The following is a 24,099-nucleotide window of genomic DNA, read 5'->3' on the forward strand; positions in this document are numbered from 1 at the left end:
GTTATAGAGTTTTACCTGCGGCAATCTTTTTTAGATAATGTGAGCATAGCGAACACATTAACTCTTAACTGTCAACTTTGCGTAAAAATATTATTTGCGCGAATTTTTTTAAAGAATGTATTGACAATAGCTGATTTAAGTGCTATTATAATTACAAGGTAGAGGCGCGGCTGCGAAAAGTACCTGCACACGGGACGACCCGTCCGATGGTGTTCAGCGAAAGGCAATGCCGCCGAAGGGCTGTCTTTGGTAAATTCAGTTCTGGCTGTATGCTCAACAGGCTTGCAGCTGTCATCATGCTTTTGATGGAGAGCTATCGGCATATTTTTCATAATGATATGTCAACATTTCTATTATAACGCATGATGAGCCGGTTTGCAACCGGTTTTTGTTATTTTATGGAAAAATTTTTCAAGGAGAGGTAAGTATGAAACAGTATAACGTAGGTATTATAGGCGCAACGGGCATGGTAGGACAGCGTTTTGCAACGCTTCTTGAGAACCACCCGTGGTTCAATGTCAAGGTGCTGGCAGCTTCGCCGAGAAGCGCAGGTCAGACATATGAGCAGGCAGCAGGCAGCCGCTGGAAGATGTCGGTCCCTATGCCGGCATCCATGAAGGATATGGTCCTTATGGACGCTACAGGCGATATCGAGAAGATCGCAGGCATGGTAGACTTCTGCTTCTGTGCGGTCGATATGAAAAAGGACGAGATAAAGGCTCTCGAGGAGGCTTACGCAAAGGCTGAGTGCCCTATCGTTTCAAATAACTCCGCTCACAGATTTACTCCCGACGTTCCTATGGTAGTTCCGGAGATAAATCCCGAGCATATTGAGATAATCAAGGCTCAGAGAGAGCGTCTCGGCACAAAGAGAGGATTTATCGCTGTAAAGTCAAACTGCTCAATACAGAGCTATGTTCCTGCACTTCATCCGCTGAGAAAGTTCGGTCTGAAGAACGTCCTTGCCTGCACATACCAGGCGATCTCGGGCGCAGGCAAGAACTTCGAGACATGGCCTGAAATGGTTGACAATCTTATCCCTTATATCGGCGGCGAGGAAGAAAAGTCCGAGCAGGAGCCTCTCAAGGTATGGGGCGAGATAAAGGGCAACGAGATAGTTAAGGCAACATCTCCCAATATCACGACTCAGTGTCTCCGTGTTCCCGTATCTGACGGACATACGGCTGCTGTTTTCGTAAGCTTCGAGAACAAGCCCTCAAAGGAAGAGATACTCAAGCTCTGGGCTGATTTCAAGGGCGTTCCTCAGGAGCTGGAGCTCCCCAGCGCTCCGAAGCAGTTCATACACTATTTCGAGGAGAATGACCGTCCGCAGGCTAAGCTGGACAGGAACCTCGAGGGCGGTATGGCAGTATCAACAGGCCGTCTCCGTGAGGATACGCAGTACGATTACAAGTTCGTATGCCTTTCACACAATACTCTCAGAGGCGCAGCAGGCGGCGGAGTGCTTCTTGCTGAACTCCTTGCAGCCAAGGGCTACTTTGATTAAGCGGGGAGCCCACGCGGGCTTCCACGTTGACGCTCGTAAACTCGCTGACTTTTAATAAATACTAAAGTCTGCTATCGCTTACGGCACAGAATATACTTGCAGGGGCGGATATTATCCGCCCGAGAAAAAAGTCGATTGTAGGGGAGGGCGCCCTCGCCCTTCCGTAATACAACAACAGCAATCTTTCGGGAGCCCGAGGGCGGGGTTCCCCTACAGTTCAATACTCAAAATTTGTAACATAATGGGCGAATGCGTAGAATTATGCATCATGCATTATGAATTATGAATTAGACGAAAGGATTTGAGTCTATGAAGAACACAATTTTCACCGGCGCTGCTGTGGCTATTATAACCCCCATGAACGCCGACGGTTCAATAAACTATGACGAGCTCGGCCGCGTTATCGACGATCAGATCGAAAAGGGCACCGACGCTATCGTTATCTGCGGTACTACAGGCGAGTCCGCAACCATGACGGACGACGAGCACCGCGACTGTATCAAGTTCGCTGTTAAGCATACCGCAGGCAGAGTTCCTGTTATCGCAGGCGCAGGCAGCAACGATACCCACTATGCTGTGGAGCTTTCAAAGGAAGCCGAGGCAGCAGGCGCAGATGCTCTGCTCCACGTTACTCCCTACTACAACAAGGCTACTCAGAAGGGACTTATCGCTCATTTCACGGCTATTGCCGACGCAGTAAATATCCCGATAATCCTTTACAACGTTCCAAGCAGAACAGGCTGCGGATTTGACGTTGCCACAGTTAAGGAGCTTGCAAAGCACAGGAATATCGCCGCTATCAAGGAAGCGAGCGGCAATATCAGCTATGTTGCAAAGATAGCTGCCGAGTGCGGAAACGATATCGACATCTACAGCGGCAACGACGATATGGTAGTCCCTGTAATGTCTCTCGGCGGAAAGGGCGTAATATCCGTAGCTTCTCATGTTATCCCAAAGGAAATGCATGATATGGTGCAGCTCTGTCTCGATAACAATTTCACAGAGGCTATGAAGCTCCAGCTGAAGTACCTTGGCCTTATCAATGACCTGTTCATCGAGGTAAATCCCATACCTGTCAAGGAAGCTATGAACATGGTGGGCTGGAACGCAGGTCCATGTCGTCTGCCGCTCTGTGAGATGACTGACGAGCACAGGGCAAAGCTCAGGGCAACACTTGCAAAGCACGGTCTCATCAAATAATTCGTAATGCAAATGCATTGATAATAAAGGAAGTGTAATTATGACAAATATAGCAATTTGCGGCGCTAACGGCAAAATGGGCAAGACCATTTACAACTGTATCAAGGAGCGTGACGACTGCGAGGTAGTTGCAGGCATAGATATGTATACCGAGCAGTATGCGGATTTCCCCATAGTTGAAACTCCTGCACAGCTTCCCGTAAAGCCTGATGTTATCATTGATTTTTCAAATCCCGCAGGACTTGACGGACTTATCGAATACTGTATGTCAACGGGAACTCCTATAGTTATCGGTTCTACAGGCTACAACGAGGCTCAGACTGCAAAGATAAAGTCTGCCGCCAATCATGTGCCGATATTCTTTACTTTCAATATGTCGCTTGGTGTCAACCTCCTTGTACAGCTTGCAAAGAAGGCGGCTTCCATACTGGGAGACCAGTTCGATATAGAGATAGTTGAGAAGCACCACAATCAGAAGGTGGACGCTCCCAGCGGTACAGCTATCATGCTTGCAGACGCTATAAACGAGACACTTGACAATTCAAAGCATTTCGTTTACGACCGCCACTCGCGCCGTCAGAAGCGTGAAAAGACCGAGATAGGTATGCACTCTATCCGCGGCGGCACTATCGTAGGCGAACATGACGTTATATTTGCAGGTCACGATGAAGTGCTTACACTTTCACATTCGGCAGCTTCCAAGAGCGTTTTCGCCGAGGGAGCTATAAATGCGGCTCTTTTCCTCAAGGATCAGCCCGCAGGACTCTATGATATGTCAAAACTTGTATAAGACACGATTCCCCTGATATAGCTGCTATGTCAGGGGAAAGATATTTTAATATGGAATAAATGAAAGGAGCATAATATGCTGACGCATATCGGAACACAGACAATAGAGACAGAAAGGCTCATACTCAGGCGCTTTGAATATACAGACTGCGACGCGGTATTCAGGAACTGGGCAAGCGACGAGCACGTACAGACCATGTACTCCGAGCCTACTTACCGCACACTGGAAGAGGTCAACGGACTTCTTGAAAAGTATATCGGGAACTATGAACGCGAGGACTACTACCGCTGGGCGGTAATCGACAAGGAAAACGGGGAATGTATAGGTCAGATAGCCTATTTCCTCGTTGACAGCAAGAACCACTTCGCGGAGATAGAGTACTGTATCGGTGCGGATTTCCAGTGCAGGGGATACTGCACAGAGGCTGCAAAGGCAGTTATTGCCTTCGGTTTTGACAAAATGAACCTGCATAAGGTGCAGATATGTACAAAAACCATCAATGCGCCGTCAAAAAAAGTCATCGAGAAGTGCGGATTCACCTACGAGGGAACTCTCAGGGACTATTTCTACATGAGCGGAAAGTACGTAGGCAGGCTTTATTTCTCGATATTAAGGGAAGAATATGAAAGCAGGAGATAACCTATGGCTGATATCGGAACACTTGAAAAAGTAAGGGAAATGTTCAGAAATGACCGCTTTGCCACGGAAATGGGAGCTGTCATCGACGAGTTGGGCGACCATTACGCCAGGGTGAGCCTTGTTATAAACGAACACCACAAAAACGCGGTGGGAGGCGTAATGGGCGGAGTTTACTTCACCCTTGCGGATTTTGCGTTCGCGGTCGCTTCAAACTGGCAGCAGCCCGGAGTTGTGGGTCTCAACTGCGACGCTTCGTTTATCGGAGTTCCCAAAACGGAGCGTATTATCGCGGAGGCAAGGCTTATAAAGGACGGCAGGACCATATGCTGCTACAACGTGGAGATAAAAGACGAAAAAGATAACCCCATAGCCGCTGTACAGTGCGTGGGGTTCAGAAAGGCATAAAAAAGCTGCCGCTAAGTGTAATTCTGCATGAGCGTTACACTTAGCGGCGTTTTTTCATATTCTTTCCGACTGACGCGCGTTTTTCTTTGACTTTTTGACCTCGTACATCTTGTCGTCGGCGAGCTTCACAATGCTGTAAAGCGTATCGCCTGCCTTTGCGACTGTGACAACGCTTCCGATACTTGCGGAAATGGTGTAGGGCTTCTGGAGAAGCTTGTTTATGTTGTCAAGAGCCATATTGATCTTGCGCGCGAGCGTTAATGCGTCGCCTTCAGTGGCGTTCGGACTGAAATACACGAACTCGTCGCCGCCGAAACGGGCGCAGATACAGTTCTTTTCGCAGCTGTTGTGGATAATGCTGGCTAAACGCTGTATAGCGAAATCTCCTTCATTGTGTCCGTAGTTGTCGTTGATGAACTTGAGACCGTCCATATCAATGAAGCTTATCATTATCTGATTGCCCTTTGCGATGCACTCCTTGAACATATCATCGGCGATATTGATAAAGCCGTTGCGGTTGTAGATATTACAGAGCTGATCTATGACGTAGAGACGGTTCAGCTCGTCCATAGCCTTGTTGAGGTGAGTGAGCTTGCGGATATTTTCCAGCGAGTTGCTCAGCACCATCGAAAGAGTGTGGCACAGGAGGCTGTAAGTAGGGAATTCGCTGTTTGTGAATATATAGTAACCGAGGCAGCGGTCGCTGAAATGCAGGGGCAGGAAATAGTTCACGCAGCCGCGCTGCTCGAAGCCCTCGGGGAACATATTCCTGCTCGGGAAGTAGCTGACGCTTCTCCGCACGCCCTTGTCCCATATGAGGGGAGCTGTCATGTAATCCGAATAGCTTGTCTGTATAAGGGCTGTGGAAGCGGTAGCGTAGGCTTCCTGCCAGTCCTCGCAGAGACACAGCGAGAATTTTTCGCAGTCGAGCTCTCCTATGAGCCCCGAGATGACATTAAAGAACTCGGAGGGCATCGTGGCTTCCGCAAGACCTGCTGTAAGGCGGTTTATCATGTGGATATTGTTGTTTGTGTCCTCAGATTTGCGGTAGGTGAGCTTCTTGTACTCTTTGAGGTCGTCGGTGCTGTCGTTGCTGCAGCCGCAGCTCTCGTAATATGCAGGTTCTGCGTCGAGTATCACGCTCTTTTCCTGAGGGAGTCCCTCGATGACGTTGAATATCATCTGAGCAGCCTTTTCACCCGCGAGGTAAAGGGGTCTCTTTACCGAAGTGATGGACGGCGTGGAATTACGTGCGCTGAAAGTATTGTCAAAGCCCGTAACCATAACGTCGTCGGGTATCTTATATCCCAGCTTTTCGAGAGAAGAGGCGACTGTGAGAGCCATACTGTCGTTGGCGCAAATAAATGCGTCGGGGAGCTCAAGTCCCGAAGCTGCGAATTCGTCAACGGCAAGTTTTCCGTCGTAGCTCTTGAAATCACCATAGAATATACGGTCATTATCGAGAGTAAGCCCGTTTTCCTCCATTGCGCTCACGAAAGCGTCATATCTTGCCTTGCCCTCGGGGTTCCCGAGAGGTCCCGACACGTAGTTTATGACCTTTGCGCCGTGGTGCTGTATCATATGGTTTACAAGAGTTTTCATAACTCCGAAATTATCGATGCTTATGTCGTAAAACTCGGGATTTTCGCGGCTCTCAAAGACTACCGCAGGTATTTTAGCGGCGAGAACACGGGCGAAAATGCGGTTTCTCATTTCCGTGTCGCCGAAGGTGTTGGTCATAAGGAGCGCTCCGTCGAACTGCGTATAATCAATGAGATTATAGATACTGCTCTCACCGATGTCAAAGGTGGCACTTCCGACCATTCCGCCGAATCCCGCGACATAGGAGATATTCATATTATGAGCATAAGCGAATGTATTGATACCCTTGAAGATGTTGTACTGGTATTCCTCGTCGAGACCTGAGACAACGACGACTATTCTTTTCGTTTTCTCGCTTTCCATATGTTATATCCCCTCTTTTTAGTATAATGGTATATCAAAATTATATACTACTATTATTATATATCATTTTCAATAAAAAATAAAGGGATAAAATGATTTTTGTAGGAACTTACATGAAACAGACTGCATTTTTGTGCACACCGATAATCGGAAGGAAAGATATTCGACGGAGCGTAATTTCCTGCGCTGGGCAAGTGGTCGGACAATCCCTATTTTTCGCATTTTCAGGTAGTATTTTGCAAAATCATGATTACTTTCTGTATAGGGCAGAACAAGGCTAAAAACCGTTGGCCGTGAGTGGCTGCAAATACGCTTTAGCACAATAGTACCATAATTTTTGCCAGTGAGCAGTAAGAAAAAGTGTGGAAATATAACGAAAAATCGAGAATGTATAAAAAATGCATGAAATCAGGAGCTAAAATGTGCAAAAAGAGCAAAAAATGAGCAAGGGTCATCATTGTTAGCAAGAATTGACTTGTAATGTTCATAGAAATGTAATAAAATATAGACAAGAGTTGAGGAAGAGGAGGGACGCAGGAGCAGATTGGTGCTTTTGTGCTTTTTCTCAGCGAAAAGGATGGAAAAATCACGAAATTGGAAAGTGAGGAATGATCGACATGAAAAAAGGCATCTTCAAGAAGATCGTCGGCGCAAGCACGACCGCTATGATGATCGCCGCAAGTATTCCCGCTGTACCCGCAACAGTTGCACAGGCAGCTGATCAGCAGGTCAGAGGAAACGTTGGCGGTTATGACTACGAGATGTGGAATCAGAACGGACAGGGTAACGCTCAGATGAATCCAGGCGCAGGTTCCTTCACCTGCTCATGGAGCAACATTGAGAACTTCCTTGCACGTATGGGCAAGAACTTCGACAGCCAGAAGAAGAACTACAAGGCTTTCGGAAATATCGTTCTTACATATGATGTTGAGTACACTCCAAGAGGAAATTCGTATATGTGTGTATACGGCTGGACAAGAAATCCTCTTATGGAATACTACATCGTTGAAGGCTGGGGCGACTGGCGTCCACCCGGAAACGACGGTGAGAGAAAGGGCAATATAACTCTCAATGGCAATACATATGAAATTGCCAAGACAATGCGTTATAACCAGCCTTCTCTCGACGGTACTGCTACATTCCCACAGTACTGGAGCATCAGAACCACAAGCGGTTCACAGAACAACACAACAAACTACATGAAGGGCACTATCGACGTATCCAAGCACTTCGACGCATGGAGCCAGAAGGGCCTCGACATGTCAGGTACTCTCTATGAGGTTTCTCTCAACATCGAGGGCTACAGATCAAACGGACAGGCTAACGTTAAGAGCGTAACTGTTACTACAAATGCTTCCGAAGAGGAAACAGGCAACAATAACAACAACAATAATAACAACAACAATAACAATGATACAAATACAGTTGAAGTTGCCGGCGGCTCTGAGGGCGTAGCAGCTCACCAGAACCTCAACTACAAGTATGAAAAGGGCGGCAGCGGCTTCAAGGATGTTATGGGACCGTACTTCCGTCTCGGTACTTCCGTAAGCGGCTATGAAATCGGTAATTCACAGGCTCAGGAGTTCATCAAGAAGAACTACAACTCACTTACCTGTGAGAACGAAATGAAGCCTGATTCTATCGTTAAGGGCGTTAACGGTGATGAAGTTCAGATCAGCCTTTCTTCTGCAAACAGCATTCTCAAGTTTGCTGAGCAGAACGGAATCGGCGTTCGTGGTCATACCTTCGTTTGGTACAGCCAGACCCCTGAGTTCCTCTTCAAGGACGGCGGTGGATATGTATCAAAGGACAGAATGAACAAGCGTCTTGAGAGCATGATCAAGAACACATTCTCACAGCTCAAGTCCAACTATCCTAACCTTCTTGTTCACTCATACGACGTTTGTAACGAGCTCTTCGAGAACGACGGCGGCGGAATGAGAAACTGGTCCAAGTGGAAGGATGTTTACGGTGCTGGAAATTACGACTTCGTAATCAATGCGTTCAAATATGCAAGACAGTATGCTCCTAAGGAGACAAAGCTCTACCTGAACGACTATAACGAGTATATGTCCAAGAAGACAAACGACCTCGTTAACATGGCTAAGAATGTCATGAAGGAAGGCGACTATATCGACGGTATCGGTATGCAGGCTCACCTTGACTCCAAGTATCCTTCAGCAAGCGAATTCGAGACAGCTGTAAAGGCTTTCGAGGCTCTCGGACTTGACGTTCAGATCACAGAGCTCGATATCACAAACAGCACAGGTACTAACGGACAGCTTTATCCTCAGATCTTTGAGGTTGCTATGAAGCACGCAGCTAATATCTCTACTGTAACTCTCTGGGGTACAACAGATGAGAGAAGCTGGAGAGCTAACGAGAACGGCGGTTCACCGCTTCCGTTCAGCAACTATCAGCCTAAGTCATTCTACAATGACATTGTGGCTCTTGCTAAGAAGATCCCTGCTCCTGATCCGTCAGGCGCTACAACAACCACAACAACTACTACAACAACCACAACTACTACATCAAAGACTACAACAACCACAACTACAACAGTTAAGGTTGATCCTAAGGATGCCCTCAATGCAAAGGTTTCAAGATGGGGCGACGGTAACTGCGATAACGGCATAGATATGGCTGACGCAGTAATCATCATGCAGTCACTTGCTAACCCGAACAAGTATTCACTTACAGATCAGGGCAAGTACAATGCAGACGTTTACGAGGCTGGTTCAGGTATCACATCTAACGATGCATACACGATCCAGAAGTACCTCCTCGGTACTATAAAGACTCTCCCTGAGAGCTATGCAGAAAACATCAATACTGTTGTTACTGAGGCTGTCAAGACAGAGGCTACAACAACAAAGGCTCCTGAGGTAGTTACTACAACTACAGCTAAGCCTGCAGCAAAGACAATATTCAAGAGCTCATTCGATTCCAGCTCTGACAGCTGGTCAGGCAGAGGCGCAGCTTCTGTAGACGTAAGCTCAGACAGCTTCTATTCAGGCAAGTCACTTTACGTATCCGGCAGATCAGCTGAGTGGAACGGCGCAGCTTATACACTTGGTTCTGACTTCAAGGCTGGCGAGACATACAGCTTCAGCGCTGCAGTTCTCCAGCAGTCAGGCAGCACAGCTACAATCCAGATGTCACTCCAGCAGGGCGAAGGCGACAGCGCTTCATACACAAGCATCGCTAAGGCTGACTGTAAGAGCGGCGAGTGGACAAAGCTCGAGAACACATCATTCACTATCCCTGAGAATTCAGGCGATATGATCCTCTATATCGAGACAATCCAGGATTCCGGCGACCTTATGGACTTCTATGTTGATGAAGTAGTTGCTGGTACTGAGGGTGTCGCTTCAGAGGTCGTAACAGGTAAGGGTACTGTAGGCGAGGTCAAGACTCCTTCACAGGGCAGCACACAGATCCAGTCAGGCAAGAAGCTCTGCGCTATCTCATTTGACGACGGTGCTTCAGCTCAGTCTACATCTGATCCTGGTTACAGAATCATCAATGCTCTTATCAAGAACAACATGACAGCTACATTCTTCAACGTAGGTAGCTGGATCAAGACAAATCAGCAGATCACATACGAGTTTGAGAATGGCATGGAAGTTGCTAACCACACCCAGACACATCCTCACCTCGGTTCTATGGGTTCATCTCAGATCAGAAGTGAGTGGGAGCAGTGCAACAGCAAGCTCAAGAGCATTATCGGCACTGAGCCTTCACACCTCATGAGATTACCTTACCTTGAGAGCAATGGTACAGTTCAGTCCGCTCTTAATGATGTACCGCTTATCAGCTGTGCAATCGACACAGAGGACTGGAACAATGCTTCAAAGGATGCTATCGTAAACAAGATCAAGCAGGCTGCACAGAATGGTTCACTTGAGGGTGCTATCGTACTCTGCCACGAGAACTATGCTACAACAGCAGCAGCTATGGAAGAGGTTCTTCCTTGGCTCGCACAGAATGGTTACCAGAACGTAAACATCTCTGATATGGCAAAGGCACACGGCAAGACACTTGCTGGTGGTCAGGTTCATACAAGAGCTTAATCAAATAAGATAGTATTTACAACAATACGTGCCGGTCACAGGATCGGTGATCGGCACCTTAATTAAGATTTCTCCAAATTTTAATATCCCCTGAAAGGCAGTCGGTGTAAATCGGCTGTCTTTTCATTTTATCACGTATTTGACATTGATGAAAAAAATGATATAATATTTGTGACCATACTGCAAACTCATACGTGTTTACAGTGAAAGGAGTTGATGATACGATGCTTAAAGACGGCTGCGCTCGCGAGGCGGTCGGGAAATACGGAGATATGCTGTACAGAGTATGTCTGCTTATGCTGAGAAATACAGCTGACGCAGAAGACGCTGTGCAGGAGACATTTATAAAATTTGTAACAAAAGCACCTGATTTTGCCGACAGCGAGCATGAAAAAGCATGGCTCATCACTGTAGCGGCTAATAAATGTCGCGATATGCTAAGATATCGCACACGCCATTACACAGAGAGCGAGGAACTGCTGGACGGATACGCTGTTTCCAAAGAGGAAAGCGGTATTCTCGAAGCACTTATGGAGCTTCCCGAGAAGTACAGGATAGTTCTCGAGCTTTTCTATATAGATGAATATAAGGCGGCAGAAATAGCGGAGATAGTCGGCATAGGAGCTTCAGCGGTAAAAATGCGCCTTTCAAGGGGCAGGAAGCTGCTGGAGAAAAAATACAGAAAGGAGTATATGTAGTATGGATAAAAAGCTGAAAAATGCGGGCGGCAAAATAACAATGCCCGAGGATATGAAAGAGCGTATAATCAAGGCTTGTGAGACTGCGGAGAAAAACAGGATAACACGTACCGACAGTGACGACGGATATACAGAGGTCGCAAGCGGTACAGAGCGCGTCAGCTCAAGAAATCGCATAATCAGGACTGTCAGTGCAGCTGCGGCTTGTGCAGTGCTTATGGCAGGTATCGGAACTACAGGATTTCTGCTCCACAAGCAGAACAACAAAATGGCAGGCAGTGATATAGTTGAGGAAATAAATAGTCCATTCGGCGATTTCAGTACATTCGAGTACAGATTTGACGCAGGCGACGGAAAATACGGCAAATACTCAGCCGAGACCTACTCAAGGCTCTCTGATTTTCTCAATAAGTTCAACTGGGGCGAACCTGTAGAGAAACCTGAGGGCAGAGACATAGACGCTGATGTTGAGGAAACGGTATACGATATCAAGTGGACAAAAGGCGATACTCCGCCGATAGAGTGCAATCTTCACATTGCAAACGACGGCTATGTGTCCTATCAGGAGAGTATGATGAGCTTTGAGACAGGGGCGATGGCTTCTCTTGGCGACATAAAATGGTACCTGATAGACTTTGATGCTTTTGACAGCGGAATACAGGCGATACTGGCTCAGGATACAGAAAAGATATCGCCATTTGGAAATTTCAGAGTGCTGGACTTTGAGCTCCAGTCAGGAATAGGCATATATAATAAATATAATTCAAGTAAGCTTTATGGCGGACTGGCAGATATGCTCAATAACTTTGACTGGGGCGAGGGAGTTTACGAGCCTGTATCTGAGGAAAGTGTACTTGACTTCTCGGATTCTGCCTATACTGTTTCGTGGGAATTAGATGGTCTTATCTCATGGATAAATATTGAATCTACAGGACGTACAGTATACGTAGATCTGAAATATGACGACGATCATTTAAAGGCTGAGGAGCTCTGTAGAAGGATATATCAGATAGATATCGAGGATTTCCGGAATAAATTCAGTAAGATCGTCAGCGAGGACGAATATATTGACCAGAACGAGATCGACAGGCTCACAAGAGGCAAATGCAAATATGCAGTAATCCAGAAGTACGGATACGGTTCTTTGATTCCCGAGGACGAGGAAGATAAGGAGAGGCTTGACGATTTACTGAAAAACAGATTTGTACATATGCTGAAAGTAAATATCCCCTCTGAAAGTTATGATTCTGAACAGACCTTGTGCGATATAACGTTTGAATATAAAATAGATGAAAAAAACAGCCGCACAATGTATTTTACGGTACTGAACAACGGCGTGGTAAGTATGTCCGAATATACGCAGACCGACGATGGTTCCGAACCTTCAGGCAGTGCGACATATGCTATCAACATTGAGGAGTTCAAGGACAGACTTGCAGACGCAGGCATTGATATTGACAGTTTCGCGTCTGAAGAGGCAGAAGAAACGTCGGAAAATAACGGAATAACATTTACGGGTGATATGATCTCACCATTTGATAATAAGGTAATATACGACGCTGACGGCAAATACGACCCTGTAGCTAATATTAAGCATATGGATCAGAATATAGAGAAATTTATCAGCCAATTCCCCGATATTAGAGTAGATGTCTGCTTTGAGGACGAAAATATGAAAGAACTCGTTCCTGCAGATGAACAGACGAGAGAACAGATAGAAAGTTTTATAAGAAATGATTTTGAATCCATGCTGAAATATGATTCCTACAGTTCAGATTTCAACAGTGACGCGGAACACAGAAAATTTTTCGTAGTATACAGCTATATGTCAGGCGATAAGGAAATATTCCATAAAGGATATTCCGTTTCAAGCAGCAATCTGACAACACGTTCTGACTGCTTGAAAGTAGAAGGCGGGAATGATGAATGGCGCGGTCCTTATTCATGTACGATAGATTATAACGCATTTGCTGCCAAGCTTGCAGAATTCGGACTGATATAATCCAAAAGAGGGTGTGATAAGAATCACACCCTCGTCTTTTACATAAAAAAACCATAAAGAAGCAATTGCTCCTTTATGGTTTTGCTTTTACCTCAATGCATACAGCTTTTTGAAGTCTGTAGGCGTACAGTGCTTTATTTCCTTGAAGATACGGTTGAACGTGGTCAGGCTCTTGAAGCCCGAGCGCATTGCGACTTCTGTAATAGGCACGCTTGGGTCGAGCAGAAGAAGCTCTGCCGCCTTGGTACGTCTTGCATTTATGTACTGCAGATAGGACATAGCGTTGTACTGCTTGAAGATACGGGAGAAATGGTACTTGCTGTAGCCAGCCACGTCGGCAAGCTGTTCAAGCGTGATATCGTACATATAGTTATTGTCGATATACTTAAGGACAGTTCCGAACTTCTCGCTGTATTCGTCGATCTTCTCGTCGTCGCAGTCCATAACGATCTTCTGCTGTTCGAGCTGATACTCGCGGAGAGCCATGAAGAGCTCGATGACCTTGACATATATCTTAACGTCTGCGAGCTCCGATTTGGAGTTGTACAGCGAAAGAATATCAAGCATGGTCTTTTTTGCCAGCACATGGAGCTCCTTATCCATATCCGCGCAGATGAGAACAGGTGCGTTGAGTGAGCGCATTACGGGCTCCAGCGCAGTTATCTCACCGAGTATACTGTTGTCGCACTGAAAGATGATACGCCGTCCGGGAATAGCGGGCATACTGTGGAGCTCGCAGGGCGGAACGATAAGGACATCATTTTCGGGAATGAAGTAATCTGTTCCGTTGACTGTGACAGTGTATTCATTTTTCATAGGCATGATAAGCTCGACTGCGTTATGCCAGTGTACGGGATATTCCTCAGTCTGAACATTATCGTACAGCATTGCATATTTTTGAGTGTCATACTCAACAGTTTCAAATTCACCCGAAAGATGTTTAATCATTATAATCCCCCCCCTCTGAACCTTGTTTCAGAGGATTTGACCAAAAATTGCTATCTTTGAGATTGAATCACGCTTTGATGCTACTATCATTATAACCTATATTTCGTCTTTTGTAAATGCTTTTTGTACAACTTTGTGAAAACTATACAAATAGACTAACCAAAATTTGCTCAATATGGAAGTGGAAAGAGTTAGAAAATTACAGAGATATTGCGGTAATATTACAGCAAAACGACAATAATCCCCTGACGACCGCATATCGTCAGGGGATAATGTTTTATGCAAAATATATTACAGTTCAGGCACATCAGGATCGGTGTTGGTGTCAGTATAGTAGTCCGTATCAGTCGGGGTGTATTCTGTGTAGTCTGTATCCACCGATGAAATATCCTCTGTATCTGTATTGTCTGCAGCGCTTGGAGCAGCTGCCTTTCCGCCGAGGAAGCCGGCCAGCAGAGCTCTTATGTCAACGCCTGTTGCAGCGGTGAGACCGTCGGTGATCTTAGTGGTCGAGCCGATGATATCGCCTACGAGTCTGCTTGAATTGCCGTCGCCGTACATTGTGATCTTGTCAACATTGGCAAGAGGAGTAGCAGCGTTCTTTACAACCTCAGGCAGAGCCTTGAAGTACATTTCGAGTACGGCAGCCTCGCCGTATTTTTTCATAGCCTCAGCTTTGGCGTTGATACCCTCAGCCTCAGCAAGACCCTTTGCGCGGATAGCGTCCGCTTCGGCCTTACCTACGGCAGCGATACCTTCAGCCTCCTGCATTTTGGCAAATTTCTGAGCTTCAGCCTCAGCCTTCTGAGCTTCAGCCTCCTGTTCTCTCTGGAAACGGTCAGCCTCAGCCTCTTTCTTGAGCTGATAGAGCTTTGCGTCGGCTTCCTGCTGAGCCTTGTAGCGGTCAGCTTCAGCCTTTTTCTTGATCTGAGCTTCGAGAGCCTTTTCTGTAACCTCTGCCTCGCGAGCCTTGAGCTCTACGTCCTTTTCGGAAGCGGCGATGTTTGCGTTGGCCTTTGAAACCTCGATAGATTTACGCTGCTCTTCCTTCTGGATCTCGTATGCAGCGTCTGCAATAGCGAGCTGTGTGTCGGCTTCCTTTTTCAGTTCAGCCTGACGGATAGCGAGCTCGTTGTTCTTCTGAGCGATCTCGGTCTCAGCGAGTATCTTGGCGTCGTTAGCTTCTTTCTTAGCCTGAGCCTTGGCGATCTCGATCTCCTTTTCGGACTCAGCGCGTGCGATAGCAGCTTTCTTCTGGATTTTAGTGGTATTGTCGATACCGAGATTTTCGATAAGGTTCTGGTCGTCAGTGAAGTTCTGAACGTTGAATGAAACTATCTCAAGTCCCATTCTGTTCAGGTCGGGAGCAGCGTTCTCCTGAACCTTTTCGGCGAATGCCTTACGGTCGTTTACCATAGCCTCGAGGGACATCTGACCAACGATCTCACGCATATTACCTTCAAGAACCTCTCTTGCGACCTTAGCAACATAAGCTGTGTCCTTGTTGAGGAAGTTCTCAGCGCCCAGCTTGATGAGGTTGGGGTCGCTGCTTACCTTAACGTTAACGTTTGCGTCAACGTTGATGTTGATGTAGTCCGCGGTAGGAACAGCGCTTGAAGTCTTTACGTCAACGGCGATGAGCTGTAATTTCAGCTTATCCACACGCTCAAAGAAAGGTATGCGTATGCTTGCCTTACCGATGATTATTTTCTTTCTCAGACCTGAGATGATGTATGCAGTATCCGGGGGAGCCTTGATATATCCGGAGAAAATGATTATTAACAATAGGATGATACCTATTCCGGCAGGGATGATGACGCCCCAGTTGAAGTCCTCAAATGAGAGAGCCATAAGATTGATCTTGTTGAACATATAAACCTCCATATCATAGAAAATGTGCTTATGCGGAGCACCGATCGTAGCAGCTGACGTGTTTCAACTGCATGATATTATTATATATTATTTCTATTTATCTGTCAATACCCGACAATTTTTTACCTCTTGTATAAATGAGAAGTGTTCTTTATGCATAATGCACAGAAGAATATATCATTTCAAGAGGTTCATATGAACTCTTTGAATAGTTTACGGAACTTATAAGCCCTGCAACGACCTTTTTTTATCCTCTTCGGCTAATTATTACAGTTTGATTACAGTTTTTCATATGCCTTGACTTTGCAGCTTATCACGATTTATAATAGACCCATATTCTACGAAAGGACGGTGAACACCATGACAATGTTCAAAAAATACCCTCAGATGCCGGAATTTAATATCAATAAGAATAAGCATGGAGTTTGCCCGGAATGTTCAGCCATGTGCTGAGCTTTTGCGTATACAGAGCATTATGCACTCCTGCGGGAGTGCTTTTTTTATTTGCCCGGGCAGCTTCGGAAAGGAAAGAATATGATAGAACTCAACGGAAAATACAATTCTGCGAAGGTCTTCACCGAGGTTATCGAACAGGACGCCATTACGCAGATAATCGCGTTCTGCAGCCAGCCCGTGAGCGCAGGCTCGCAGATACGCATAATGCCTGATGTCCACGCAGGCGCAGGCTGTACCATAGGTACTACAATGACCATTACCGACAAGGTCATACCAAATCTTGTGGGAGTCGATATCGGCTGCGGCATGGAGACCGTAAGGCTCAGGGAAAAGCACATAGAGCTCCAGAAACTGGACAAGCTTATTTACGGGAAGATACCCTCGGGCTTTGCGATACGCGAAAAGCCTCACCGCTACTGTGAAAAGATCAATCTTGCAGAGCTTTACTGCATAGAGCATATCGACCCGCTCCGTGCAGAAAAGAGCATAGGTACTCTCGGCGGCGGAAATCACTTCATCGAAGCCGACAAGGGCGAGGACGGCAGCATTTACATCGTTATCCACTCAGGCTCCCGCCACCTCGGAGTTGAAGTCGCCAGGTACTATCAGAACGAGGCGTACAGACGTCTGAACAAGAGCTCTGACAAGGAGGTAAGCGAGCTTATCGCCCGTCTGAAGGCGGAGGGAAAGCAGAAGCAGATACAGTCCGAGCTGAAAAAGCTTGAAAACACCAAGACTACCGACGTTCCAAAGCACCTTGCCTACTGCGAGGGTGAGCTTTTCGACCGGTATATCCACGACATGAAGATAGTGCAGCAGTTCGCAATGCTGAACCGTCAGGCGATGATGGACGAGATTATCAAGGGTATGCACGTTCATGCCGAGGAGCAGTTCACAACTATCCACAACTATATCGACACGGAGACAATGATACTACGCAAGGGAGCAGTTTCTGCGGCGGCAGGTGAGAAACTCCTGATACCTATCAATATGCGCGACGGAAGCCTTATCTGCACAGGAAAGGGCAATCCCGACTGGAACTGTTCCGCACCTCACGGTGCAGGCAGACTTTTGTCCCGTTCACAGGCGAAGCAGAGCTTCACAGTGTCGGAGTACAGAAAGCAGATGGACGGTATCTACACGACTTCGGTAAATGCACAGACGCTGGACGAGTGCCCCATGGCGTACAAGTCAATGGAGGATATAGTTGACAATATCGGCGATACAGTTGAAATAAACGAAATAATCAAGCCAATATACAATTTTAAGGCAGGGGAGGAGTAAATCAAAATTCAGCTTGGCTGAATTTTGATTTAGTTGAGAGTTGAAAGTGGAGAGTTAATGAGTTCGCTGCGCTCATATTATTAAAATCATATCGACGCAGGCGATACCACAACTGTCAACTCTAAACTCAATCATATTTTTGCTTCGCAAAATCATGATTTACAGGAGGAAAAATGGAAATATATACAATGACAGATACACATCAAAAATGGGGAAATGTTGCGGATTATGCTGAAAAATGCTCATGGAGCGCCGGAAAGTATCTCGCAGAGCTCATGCGGAGCAATTCCTTCAAGGACACGGAGCGCATCTTTGCCGCCTTTGAGGGCGGCGAGCCTGTAGGCTTCTGCACTCTCACGGAAAAGGACGAGCTCGACCCGAAATATCCTTATTCTCCGCTGATAGGCTTCATTTTTGTTGATGAAGCTTACAGGGGCAGAAGGCTCTCGGAGAAGATGATAAGGAAGATATTCGGGTATTTAAGGATAATCGGCAGCAGCAAGGTATACATAATGAGCGGCGAAAAGGGACTGTACGAGAAGTACGGCTTCGTTCGCATGGGCGAATATGATACCATATACGGCGGCAGGGAGCAGCTTTTCGTGAAAGTCATATGAATGGAGGTAATCATGGACAAATTCGTTTCATACGACAAAATGAGCAAGAAGGAGAAAAAGAAGATAGACTCCACAAAGCGGGGAAGCTGGAACGGCGTCGATCCTGCCACAAAGGTAGTGGACACTGACAAAAGGCGCTACAGGCGCAAGCCAAAGCACCCCGAAAGCTTCGATGAATAATTGTCACAATGCACAGTCACGCGGCTGTGCATTTGTTTATTTTTCCATGTGAAAACTTCGTTGACATTGCTCTGCAAACAGGATATAATTTTATTAACAGCAAGTGGCAAGGGGAGTTTTTATGAAGCTTATACATTTATCCGATCTTCACCTCGGAAAGAGGCTGAACGAGTTTTCACTTACCGTGGATCAGGAGTATATCCTGAACGAAATATGCAGCGTAATAGCCAGAGAAAAGCCTGATATGGTCATTATAGCAGGGGACATATACGACAAGCCCGTACCGTCTGCGGAGGCAGTGCGGCTTTTTGACGATTTCCTCACAAGGGTCTCGTCCCTGACGGAGCATATCTTTGCCATAAGCGGAAATCACGATTCCGCGGAGCGTATCGCTTTCGGCAGCCATATAATGGCAAAGAGCGGCATACATATGTCTCCCGTATACAGCGGAAGCACCGTTCCCACCGTCCTTGCCGACGATTACGGTGAGCTCTGCGTGTATATGCTCCCATTCATAAAACCTCTGTCAGTGCGCAGATTTTTCCCCGAAGCCAATATCGAAAGCTATACCGACGCGGTAAATGCTGCTGTCGACGCAATGGACATAGATTTTACAAAGCGCAATATAATTATCACTCACCAGTTCGTAACGGGAGCTCAGAAAAGCGACTCCGAGGAGATATCGGTGGGCGGTTCGGACAATGTGGACAGCTCCGCCTTTGACGGCTTTGACTACGTAGCCCTCGGACATATCCACGGACCTCAGAACGTAGGCAGCGAGCGTATCCGTTACTGCGGAACTCCGCTGAAATACTCGTTCTCGGAGGAAAAGCAGACCAAGTCAGTAACAGTTGCGGAACTGCGTGAAAAGGGCAGCCTTGAAATAAGGACGGTACCGCTCACGCCCATGCGTGATATGCGCGAGATACGCGGCACATTTGAGGAGATAAGCTCCGCGGAGTTCAGCAGGAGCGGCAATACAGAGGACTATATCCGTGCTGTCCTCACCGACGAGGAGGAAGTTCCCGAGGCTATGGGAAAACTCAGGGCAGTTTACCCGAATATAATGATGATAGAGTACGATAACCGCCGCACAAGGAGCTCTCATGACAGCATGGGTACGGCGGAGGCTGAAAAAAGGCAGCCCATAGAGCTTTTTGAGGAGTTTTACAGATTCAGCAACGGTGGCGAAATGTCAGAGCAGCAGCGGCAGCTGGCACAGTCACTCATCGAGAGGATATGGAGGGGAGAGGCATGAGACCAATAAGGCTTGAAATATCGGGCTTCGGACCATATTCGGGGCTTACCGCACTTGATCTCGGAGCTCTCGGCGACAGGGGACTTTACCTGATAACCGGAGACACGGGCGCAGGCAAGACCACTATCTTCGACGCCATAACCTATGCTCTCTACGGTACTGCCAGCGGCGAGAACCGCGACGATGACAGTATGCTCAGGTCGAAATACGCGGCTATAGACACTCCCACATATGTTGAGCTGGAATTCGATTACGCAGGCAAGCGCTACAAGATAAACCGTAATCCCTCATATACTCGTCAGGCGAAGCGCGGCGGCGGAGTTGCACAGCAGCCTGCAAACGCGGTATTCACCTATCCCGACGGCAGGACGGTCTCGGGAAAAAGGGACGTTGATGCGGCAGTTGCGGAGGTCATCGGACTTTCCGAGAAGCAGTTCAAGCAGATAGTCATGATAGCACAGGGCGACTTTATGAAGCTCATAACGGAGGACACTTCACAGCGCCGCGAGATACTCCGCCACATATTTAAGACGAGGAACTATCAGACCCTGCAGGAGTCTCTCAGGCAGGAGAGCGTGGCGCTGAAAAGCGAGTGCGACAAGCGCCGCGAGGGGCTGAGGCAGTACGTCGGCGGCATATCCTGCGGTGAGGACGATGAGTACTTTTCAGAGGTGGAGAAGCTGAAAGCCGAACTTCCCCCCGTTGAGTTCATAAAGGAGACCGTCACGAAGCTCATCACCCGTGACAAGGCTCAGACGGAGATATTCACCCGTGAGAGCGAGGAAACAGACGTAAAGCTTGGAGAAGTCAACGGACGTATCTCCAGGGCGGAGGAAAAGAACAAAATGCTCGGTGAGCAGGAGAGGACTGCCCGTCAGCTGGACGATACAGTCAGGCGCGGCAGGCTTCTTTCGGAGCGGCTCGGAAAGGAAAAAGTCCGTCAGCCCGAGCTTGAAAAGCTAAGGGGCGATATTGCGGCTCTTGAAGCTGAAATGCCGCAGTACGCAAAGGCTTCCGAGCAGGAAAGCCAGATATCGGCAGTGCGGAAAGAGCTTTTATCGCTGGACGAGCTTCTTGAAAACAGGATAAAAGACAAGGAAAAATGCGAAAAAAGGCGTGCGGAGCTGAAAAAGGAGTACGCAGCCCTTGAAATAACAGGTGAAAGCGCCGCAAAGCTCGCAGCCGAGCGCGAGGAGCTCGTCCGCAGAGCTTCCGAGCTGTACAATCTTGCCAAGGTCATAGGCGACTATGAGAGCGGGAGCCGCTCGTTAAGGGAAAAGACTGCCGAATACAAGGAATATCAGGCTGAACACGACAGCCTTGTGAAAAAATGCGAAGCTCTCACAGGGGAGGTCTACGCGCTGAAAAAGAGGCGGGCAGGGATAGAGGGCGCCGACGCCGAGAAGGAAAAGCTCCTGCACAGTCAGGAGAGCACGGGAAAGCGCCATGCAGAGCTGAAAAAGCTTTCGGCAGACATAAGCGAGTGGGAAAAGCGCCGCAGCGAGCAGGAAGAAGCCGCAGAGCTATACCGCGAAGCCGCCGAGAGAGTAGCTCGCCTTTCAGAGAACTATGAACGCGGCTACAGGGCTTTCCTTGACGACAGGGCAGGCGTACTTGCGGACTCCCTGAAAGACGGGGAACCATGCCCCGTGTGCGGCTCGACACAGCACCCATCTCCTGCGAAAAAACAGGTGGGCGCTCCAACGGAAAAAGAGCTTGAAGCAATGAAATCGGAGCTTGAAAAGGCGCGCCGTGCTGCCGAAAAGAACAGTACAGAAGCCTCTTCCATGAAAGCAAAGGCGGACGAGCTTGAAAAGTCTCTGACTGCAAGGCTTGAGGAACTCCTTGGATGCGGTATGGACCAGGGGGCGGAGCTTTGCGGAAAAGCCCTTGAAAGCTGTACTGCGGAGCTGAACGTGCTTTCAAAGAAGCTGACCGAAGCCGAAAAGCTCATAGCTGAAAAGAGCAGGCTCGACAGGAATATAGAGTCCCTCGAAAAGCAGGAAGTCGGCACGATGACTGCTGTTTCCGACTCCGACAAGGCTCTTGCGGAGCTCCGCAGCAAATGCGACACCGCTGAGGGAATGCTGAAGCAGCTCCGCGCTGACGCGGAAAAGGGCATCGGTGAAACTCTTGGCGGCTGCCCGATGGAGAACGCCCGTGAAAGGATAGTTTCCGAGCGTGTTGCCCTCAAAGCGCGAATGGCAGGCATAGAGGCGCAGCTTGCGGCTGAAAAGGAGAGAACCGCCCGAAAGGAGGAGCTCGAAAAGCTCATACCCGAGGCGGAGGAAGAGATAAACGGACACAACGGGGCTCTCACGGATATTACCGTGAAGAAAGCGGCTTCCGAGAGCAGACTTTCGGAAATGACTGACAGACTTATGGAACTCCGCAGCGGACTGAGGTTCGAGAACGGCGAAAACGCAGGGATTTACATTTTATCGCTGCAAAAACGCTGTGCCGAGATAAAAAAAGCCTATGAAGCAGCCGAAACAGCTGTGAATGAGAGCGAAAAGGAACGTTCCGCGCTGTCGGGAAAGCTTGACCAGCTCAGTTTGCAGCTCGACGACCTCAACGACATAGACGGTGAAAAGGAGCTTGCGGAAAGAGCGCGGCTTACCGCTGAAAAAACGCAGCTCACGGCGAAGCTGAGACAGCTTCATACAAGGATAACTGTAAACAGCACAGCTCTTGAGAATATAGTGAACGGCTCCTCGGAACTGTCAGAGCTTGAATCACGCTATTCGTGGGTGAAAAATCTGTCTGATACCGCAAACGGAAAGCTTTCCGAGCAGAGCAAGTTCATGCTGGAGACCTACATACAGACCGCCTATTTCGACAGGATAATACAGCGTGCAAATCAGCGTCTGAGGGTGATGTCCGACGGGCAGTACACTCTCACAAGGCGGACGGAGTACGACGACAAGCGGACGCAGGTGGGACTCGACCTGGACGTTATTGACCACTACAACGGCTCAGTGAGAAGCGTAAAGACCCTTTCGGGCGGCGAGTCATTCAAGGCTTCGCTGTCTCTTGCGCTGGGGCTTTCGGACGAGATACAGTGTTCGGCAGGCGGAATACAGCTCGATACCATGTTTGTGGACGAGGGCTTCGGCTCGCTGGACGAGAACTCCATCGAACAGGCAATGCGCGCCCTTGCAGGGCTTTCCGACGGCAACCGTCTTGTGGGAATAATTTCTCATGTCCAGTCGCTGAAACAGCGCATTGACAAGCAGATAGTGGTGACCAAGGAAAAGGACGGCGGCAGCCGCGCGGAGATAATCGTGTAAAAAGCCTCTGCTTATGTGCGATATGTATACGGGAGGTTTATGTATATTTATCGGGGGGAACCCTTTTTCAAAAGAATTTCCCTCAATAAATACTCATAGACTTCCCTATACGTATTGCATATAAAGCAGAGGCTTTGTGCACAATGTCCAATGAGGATACAAAAAATGGGTGTTAAATCCCTGTTTTTAGGGCATGGGGAAGACATATTCTGTTATTTTTTACAAAAATTCAGTGACAGCGGCTGTGTTTGTTGATTTTTTATCGACGAAATGATATAATTATATTGTTGAATTCATTTTTTGGTAAAAATTTGAAATGCAGAAAATGATACATGGAGTGATAACAGAATGAAAATGACAAGATGTCCCGAAAAGCATCTTTACGATGCTGATAAATACGAGACCTGTCCCTACTGCTCAGGCGAGATCAGAGCAGCAGAGAGTGGTAAAGCTCCCAAGAAAGCAAAGATCGTAAAGGTGAGAGCAGTAAGAGCTCATCATAATTCAGATATTGAGGAAAAGCCTGCTGAGACCAAGCCTGAGGTGAAGTCTGAGCAGAAGCCCGAGCCGTCCAAAAAAGAGGAGAAGCCTGAGGCGAAAATGCCTGAACTCCCGAAAAAGGAGGAAAAGGCGGAGGAAGAGAAGCCCGAAGCTCTCAAAAAGGACGCAAAGGCGGAAGTAAAAATGCCTGAACTCCCGAAAAAGGAGGAAAAGGCAGAGGAAAAGAAGCCCGAACCTCCTAAAAAAGAGACAAAGGCGGAAGAAAAGAAGCCCGAAACTCCTAAAAAAGAAGCAAAGGCGGAAGAAAAGAAGCCCGAACCTCCTAAAAAAGAAGCAAAGGCGGAAGAAAAGAAGCCCGAACCTCCTAAAAAAGAGGCAAAGGCAGAGGAAAAGAAGCCTGAAGCTCCCAAAAAA

At 47.6% G+C, this 24,099-nt stretch carries 17 protein-coding genes and 1 riboswitch; of the genes, 14 read left to right on the forward strand and 3 right to left on the reverse strand.

The window, feature by feature from the left end:
* Positions 1-151 precede the first annotated feature (151 nt).
* Positions 152-324: riboswitch (Lysine riboswitch) on the forward strand.
* 103 nt (positions 325-427) lie between these two features.
* The 5 genes from asd to IKW96_RS02720 all read left to right on the forward strand — a co-directional run bounded on the left by asd (position 428) and on the right by IKW96_RS02720 (position 4,541).
* Positions 428-1,507 carry an aspartate-semialdehyde dehydrogenase gene (gene asd / locus IKW96_RS02700; RefSeq protein ID WP_296570001.1) on the forward strand — a complete coding sequence of 360 codons (1,080 nt, stop codon included), beginning with the start codon at positions 428-430 and terminating at the stop codon, positions 1,505-1,507.
* Between the two features lie 309 nt (positions 1,508-1,816).
* Positions 1,817-2,707 carry a 4-hydroxy-tetrahydrodipicolinate synthase gene (gene dapA, locus IKW96_RS02705; protein ID WP_296570003.1) on the forward strand — a complete coding sequence of 297 codons (891 nt, stop codon included), beginning with the start codon at positions 1,817-1,819 and terminating at the stop codon, positions 2,705-2,707.
* Between the two features lie 40 nt (positions 2,708-2,747).
* Positions 2,748-3,497 carry a 4-hydroxy-tetrahydrodipicolinate reductase gene (gene dapB, locus IKW96_RS02710; protein WP_296570004.1) on the forward strand — a complete coding sequence of 250 codons (750 nt, stop codon included), beginning with the start codon at positions 2,748-2,750 and terminating at the stop codon, positions 3,495-3,497.
* Between the two features lie 75 nt (positions 3,498-3,572).
* The gene (locus tag IKW96_RS02715; protein ID WP_296570006.1) at positions 3,573-4,136 is read left to right on the forward strand and encodes a GNAT family protein; all 564 of its coding nucleotides are present in this window, start codon (positions 3,573-3,575) and stop codon (positions 4,134-4,136) included.
* A gap of 3 nt (positions 4,137-4,139) precedes the next feature.
* Entirely contained in the window at positions 4,140-4,541 is a 402-nt protein-coding gene (locus tag IKW96_RS02720) for a PaaI family thioesterase (protein WP_296570008.1), read from the forward strand.
* 54 nt (positions 4,542-4,595) lie between these two features.
* On the opposite strand, the gene IKW96_RS02725 is transcribed toward IKW96_RS02720, so the two are convergent.
* Positions 4,596-6,506 (reverse strand): GGDEF domain-containing protein, encoded by a 1,911-nt coding sequence (locus IKW96_RS02725; RefSeq protein ID WP_296570010.1) that lies wholly within the window; start codon positions 6,504-6,506, stop codon positions 4,596-4,598.
* Between the two features lie 608 nt (positions 6,507-7,114).
* Here IKW96_RS02725 and IKW96_RS02730 point away from each other — a divergent pair.
* The 3 genes from IKW96_RS02730 to IKW96_RS02740 all read left to right on the forward strand — a co-directional run bounded on the left by IKW96_RS02730 (position 7,115) and on the right by IKW96_RS02740 (position 13,279).
* A complete protein-coding gene (locus IKW96_RS02730; RefSeq protein ID WP_296570012.1) occupies positions 7,115-10,579 on the forward strand; it encodes an endo-1,4-beta-xylanase in 3,465 nt (1,154 codons plus the stop codon).
* A gap of 224 nt (positions 10,580-10,803) precedes the next feature.
* Positions 10,804-11,277 (forward strand): sigma-70 family RNA polymerase sigma factor, encoded by a 474-nt coding sequence (locus tag IKW96_RS02735; RefSeq protein ID WP_296570015.1) that lies wholly within the window; start codon positions 10,804-10,806, stop codon positions 11,275-11,277.
* A gap of 1 nt (position 11,278) precedes the next feature.
* Positions 11,279-13,279 carry a hypothetical protein gene (locus IKW96_RS02740; RefSeq protein WP_296570018.1) on the forward strand — a complete coding sequence of 667 codons (2,001 nt, stop codon included), beginning with the start codon at positions 11,279-11,281 and terminating at the stop codon, positions 13,277-13,279.
* An 87-nt stretch (positions 13,280-13,366) separates the two neighbouring features.
* Here the strand turns inward: IKW96_RS02740 and IKW96_RS02745 are convergent, their stop codons facing one another.
* On the reverse strand, positions 13,367-14,227 hold the full coding sequence (locus IKW96_RS02745) for an AraC family transcriptional regulator (protein ID WP_296570021.1): 861 nt from the start codon (positions 14,225-14,227) through the stop codon (positions 13,367-13,369).
* A 291-nt stretch (positions 14,228-14,518) separates the two neighbouring features.
* Complete coding sequence (locus IKW96_RS02750; protein WP_296570023.1) at positions 14,519-16,099, reverse strand: SPFH domain-containing protein; 1,581 nt, start codon at positions 16,097-16,099, stop codon at positions 14,519-14,521.
* 534 nt (positions 16,100-16,633) lie between these two features.
* On the opposite strand from IKW96_RS02750, the gene IKW96_RS02755 reads away from it, so the two are divergent.
* The 6 genes from IKW96_RS02755 to IKW96_RS02780 form a co-directional block, all read left to right on the forward strand.
* On the forward strand, positions 16,634-17,839 hold the full coding sequence (locus IKW96_RS02755; RefSeq protein ID WP_296570025.1) for an RtcB family protein: 1,206 nt from the start codon (positions 16,634-16,636) through the stop codon (positions 17,837-17,839).
* 173 nt (positions 17,840-18,012) lie between these two features.
* Complete coding sequence (locus IKW96_RS02760) at positions 18,013-18,456, forward strand: GNAT family N-acetyltransferase (protein ID WP_296570027.1); 444 nt, start codon at positions 18,013-18,015, stop codon at positions 18,454-18,456.
* A gap of 12 nt (positions 18,457-18,468) precedes the next feature.
* Entirely contained in the window at positions 18,469-18,636 is a 168-nt protein-coding gene (locus IKW96_RS02765; RefSeq protein ID WP_296570029.1) for a hypothetical protein, read from the forward strand.
* Between the two features lie 121 nt (positions 18,637-18,757).
* The gene (locus IKW96_RS02770; protein WP_296570031.1) at positions 18,758-19,894 is read left to right on the forward strand and encodes an exonuclease SbcCD subunit D; all 1,137 of its coding nucleotides are present in this window, start codon (positions 18,758-18,760) and stop codon (positions 19,892-19,894) included.
* Complete coding sequence (locus tag IKW96_RS02775; RefSeq protein ID WP_296570033.1) at positions 19,891-23,184, forward strand: AAA family ATPase; 3,294 nt, start codon at positions 19,891-19,893, stop codon at positions 23,182-23,184. Before IKW96_RS02770 ends, IKW96_RS02775 begins: the two co-directional genes overlap by 4 nt.
* 348 nt (positions 23,185-23,532) lie before the next feature.
* A partial coding sequence (locus tag IKW96_RS02780) for a hypothetical protein (RefSeq protein ID WP_367112940.1) occupies positions 23,533-24,099 on the forward strand: 567 nt, incomplete at its 3' end.

Source organism: Ruminococcus sp., from assembly GCF_017549005.1.
Classification (GTDB): Bacteria; Bacillota; Clostridia; order Oscillospirales; family Ruminococcaceae; genus Ruminococcus.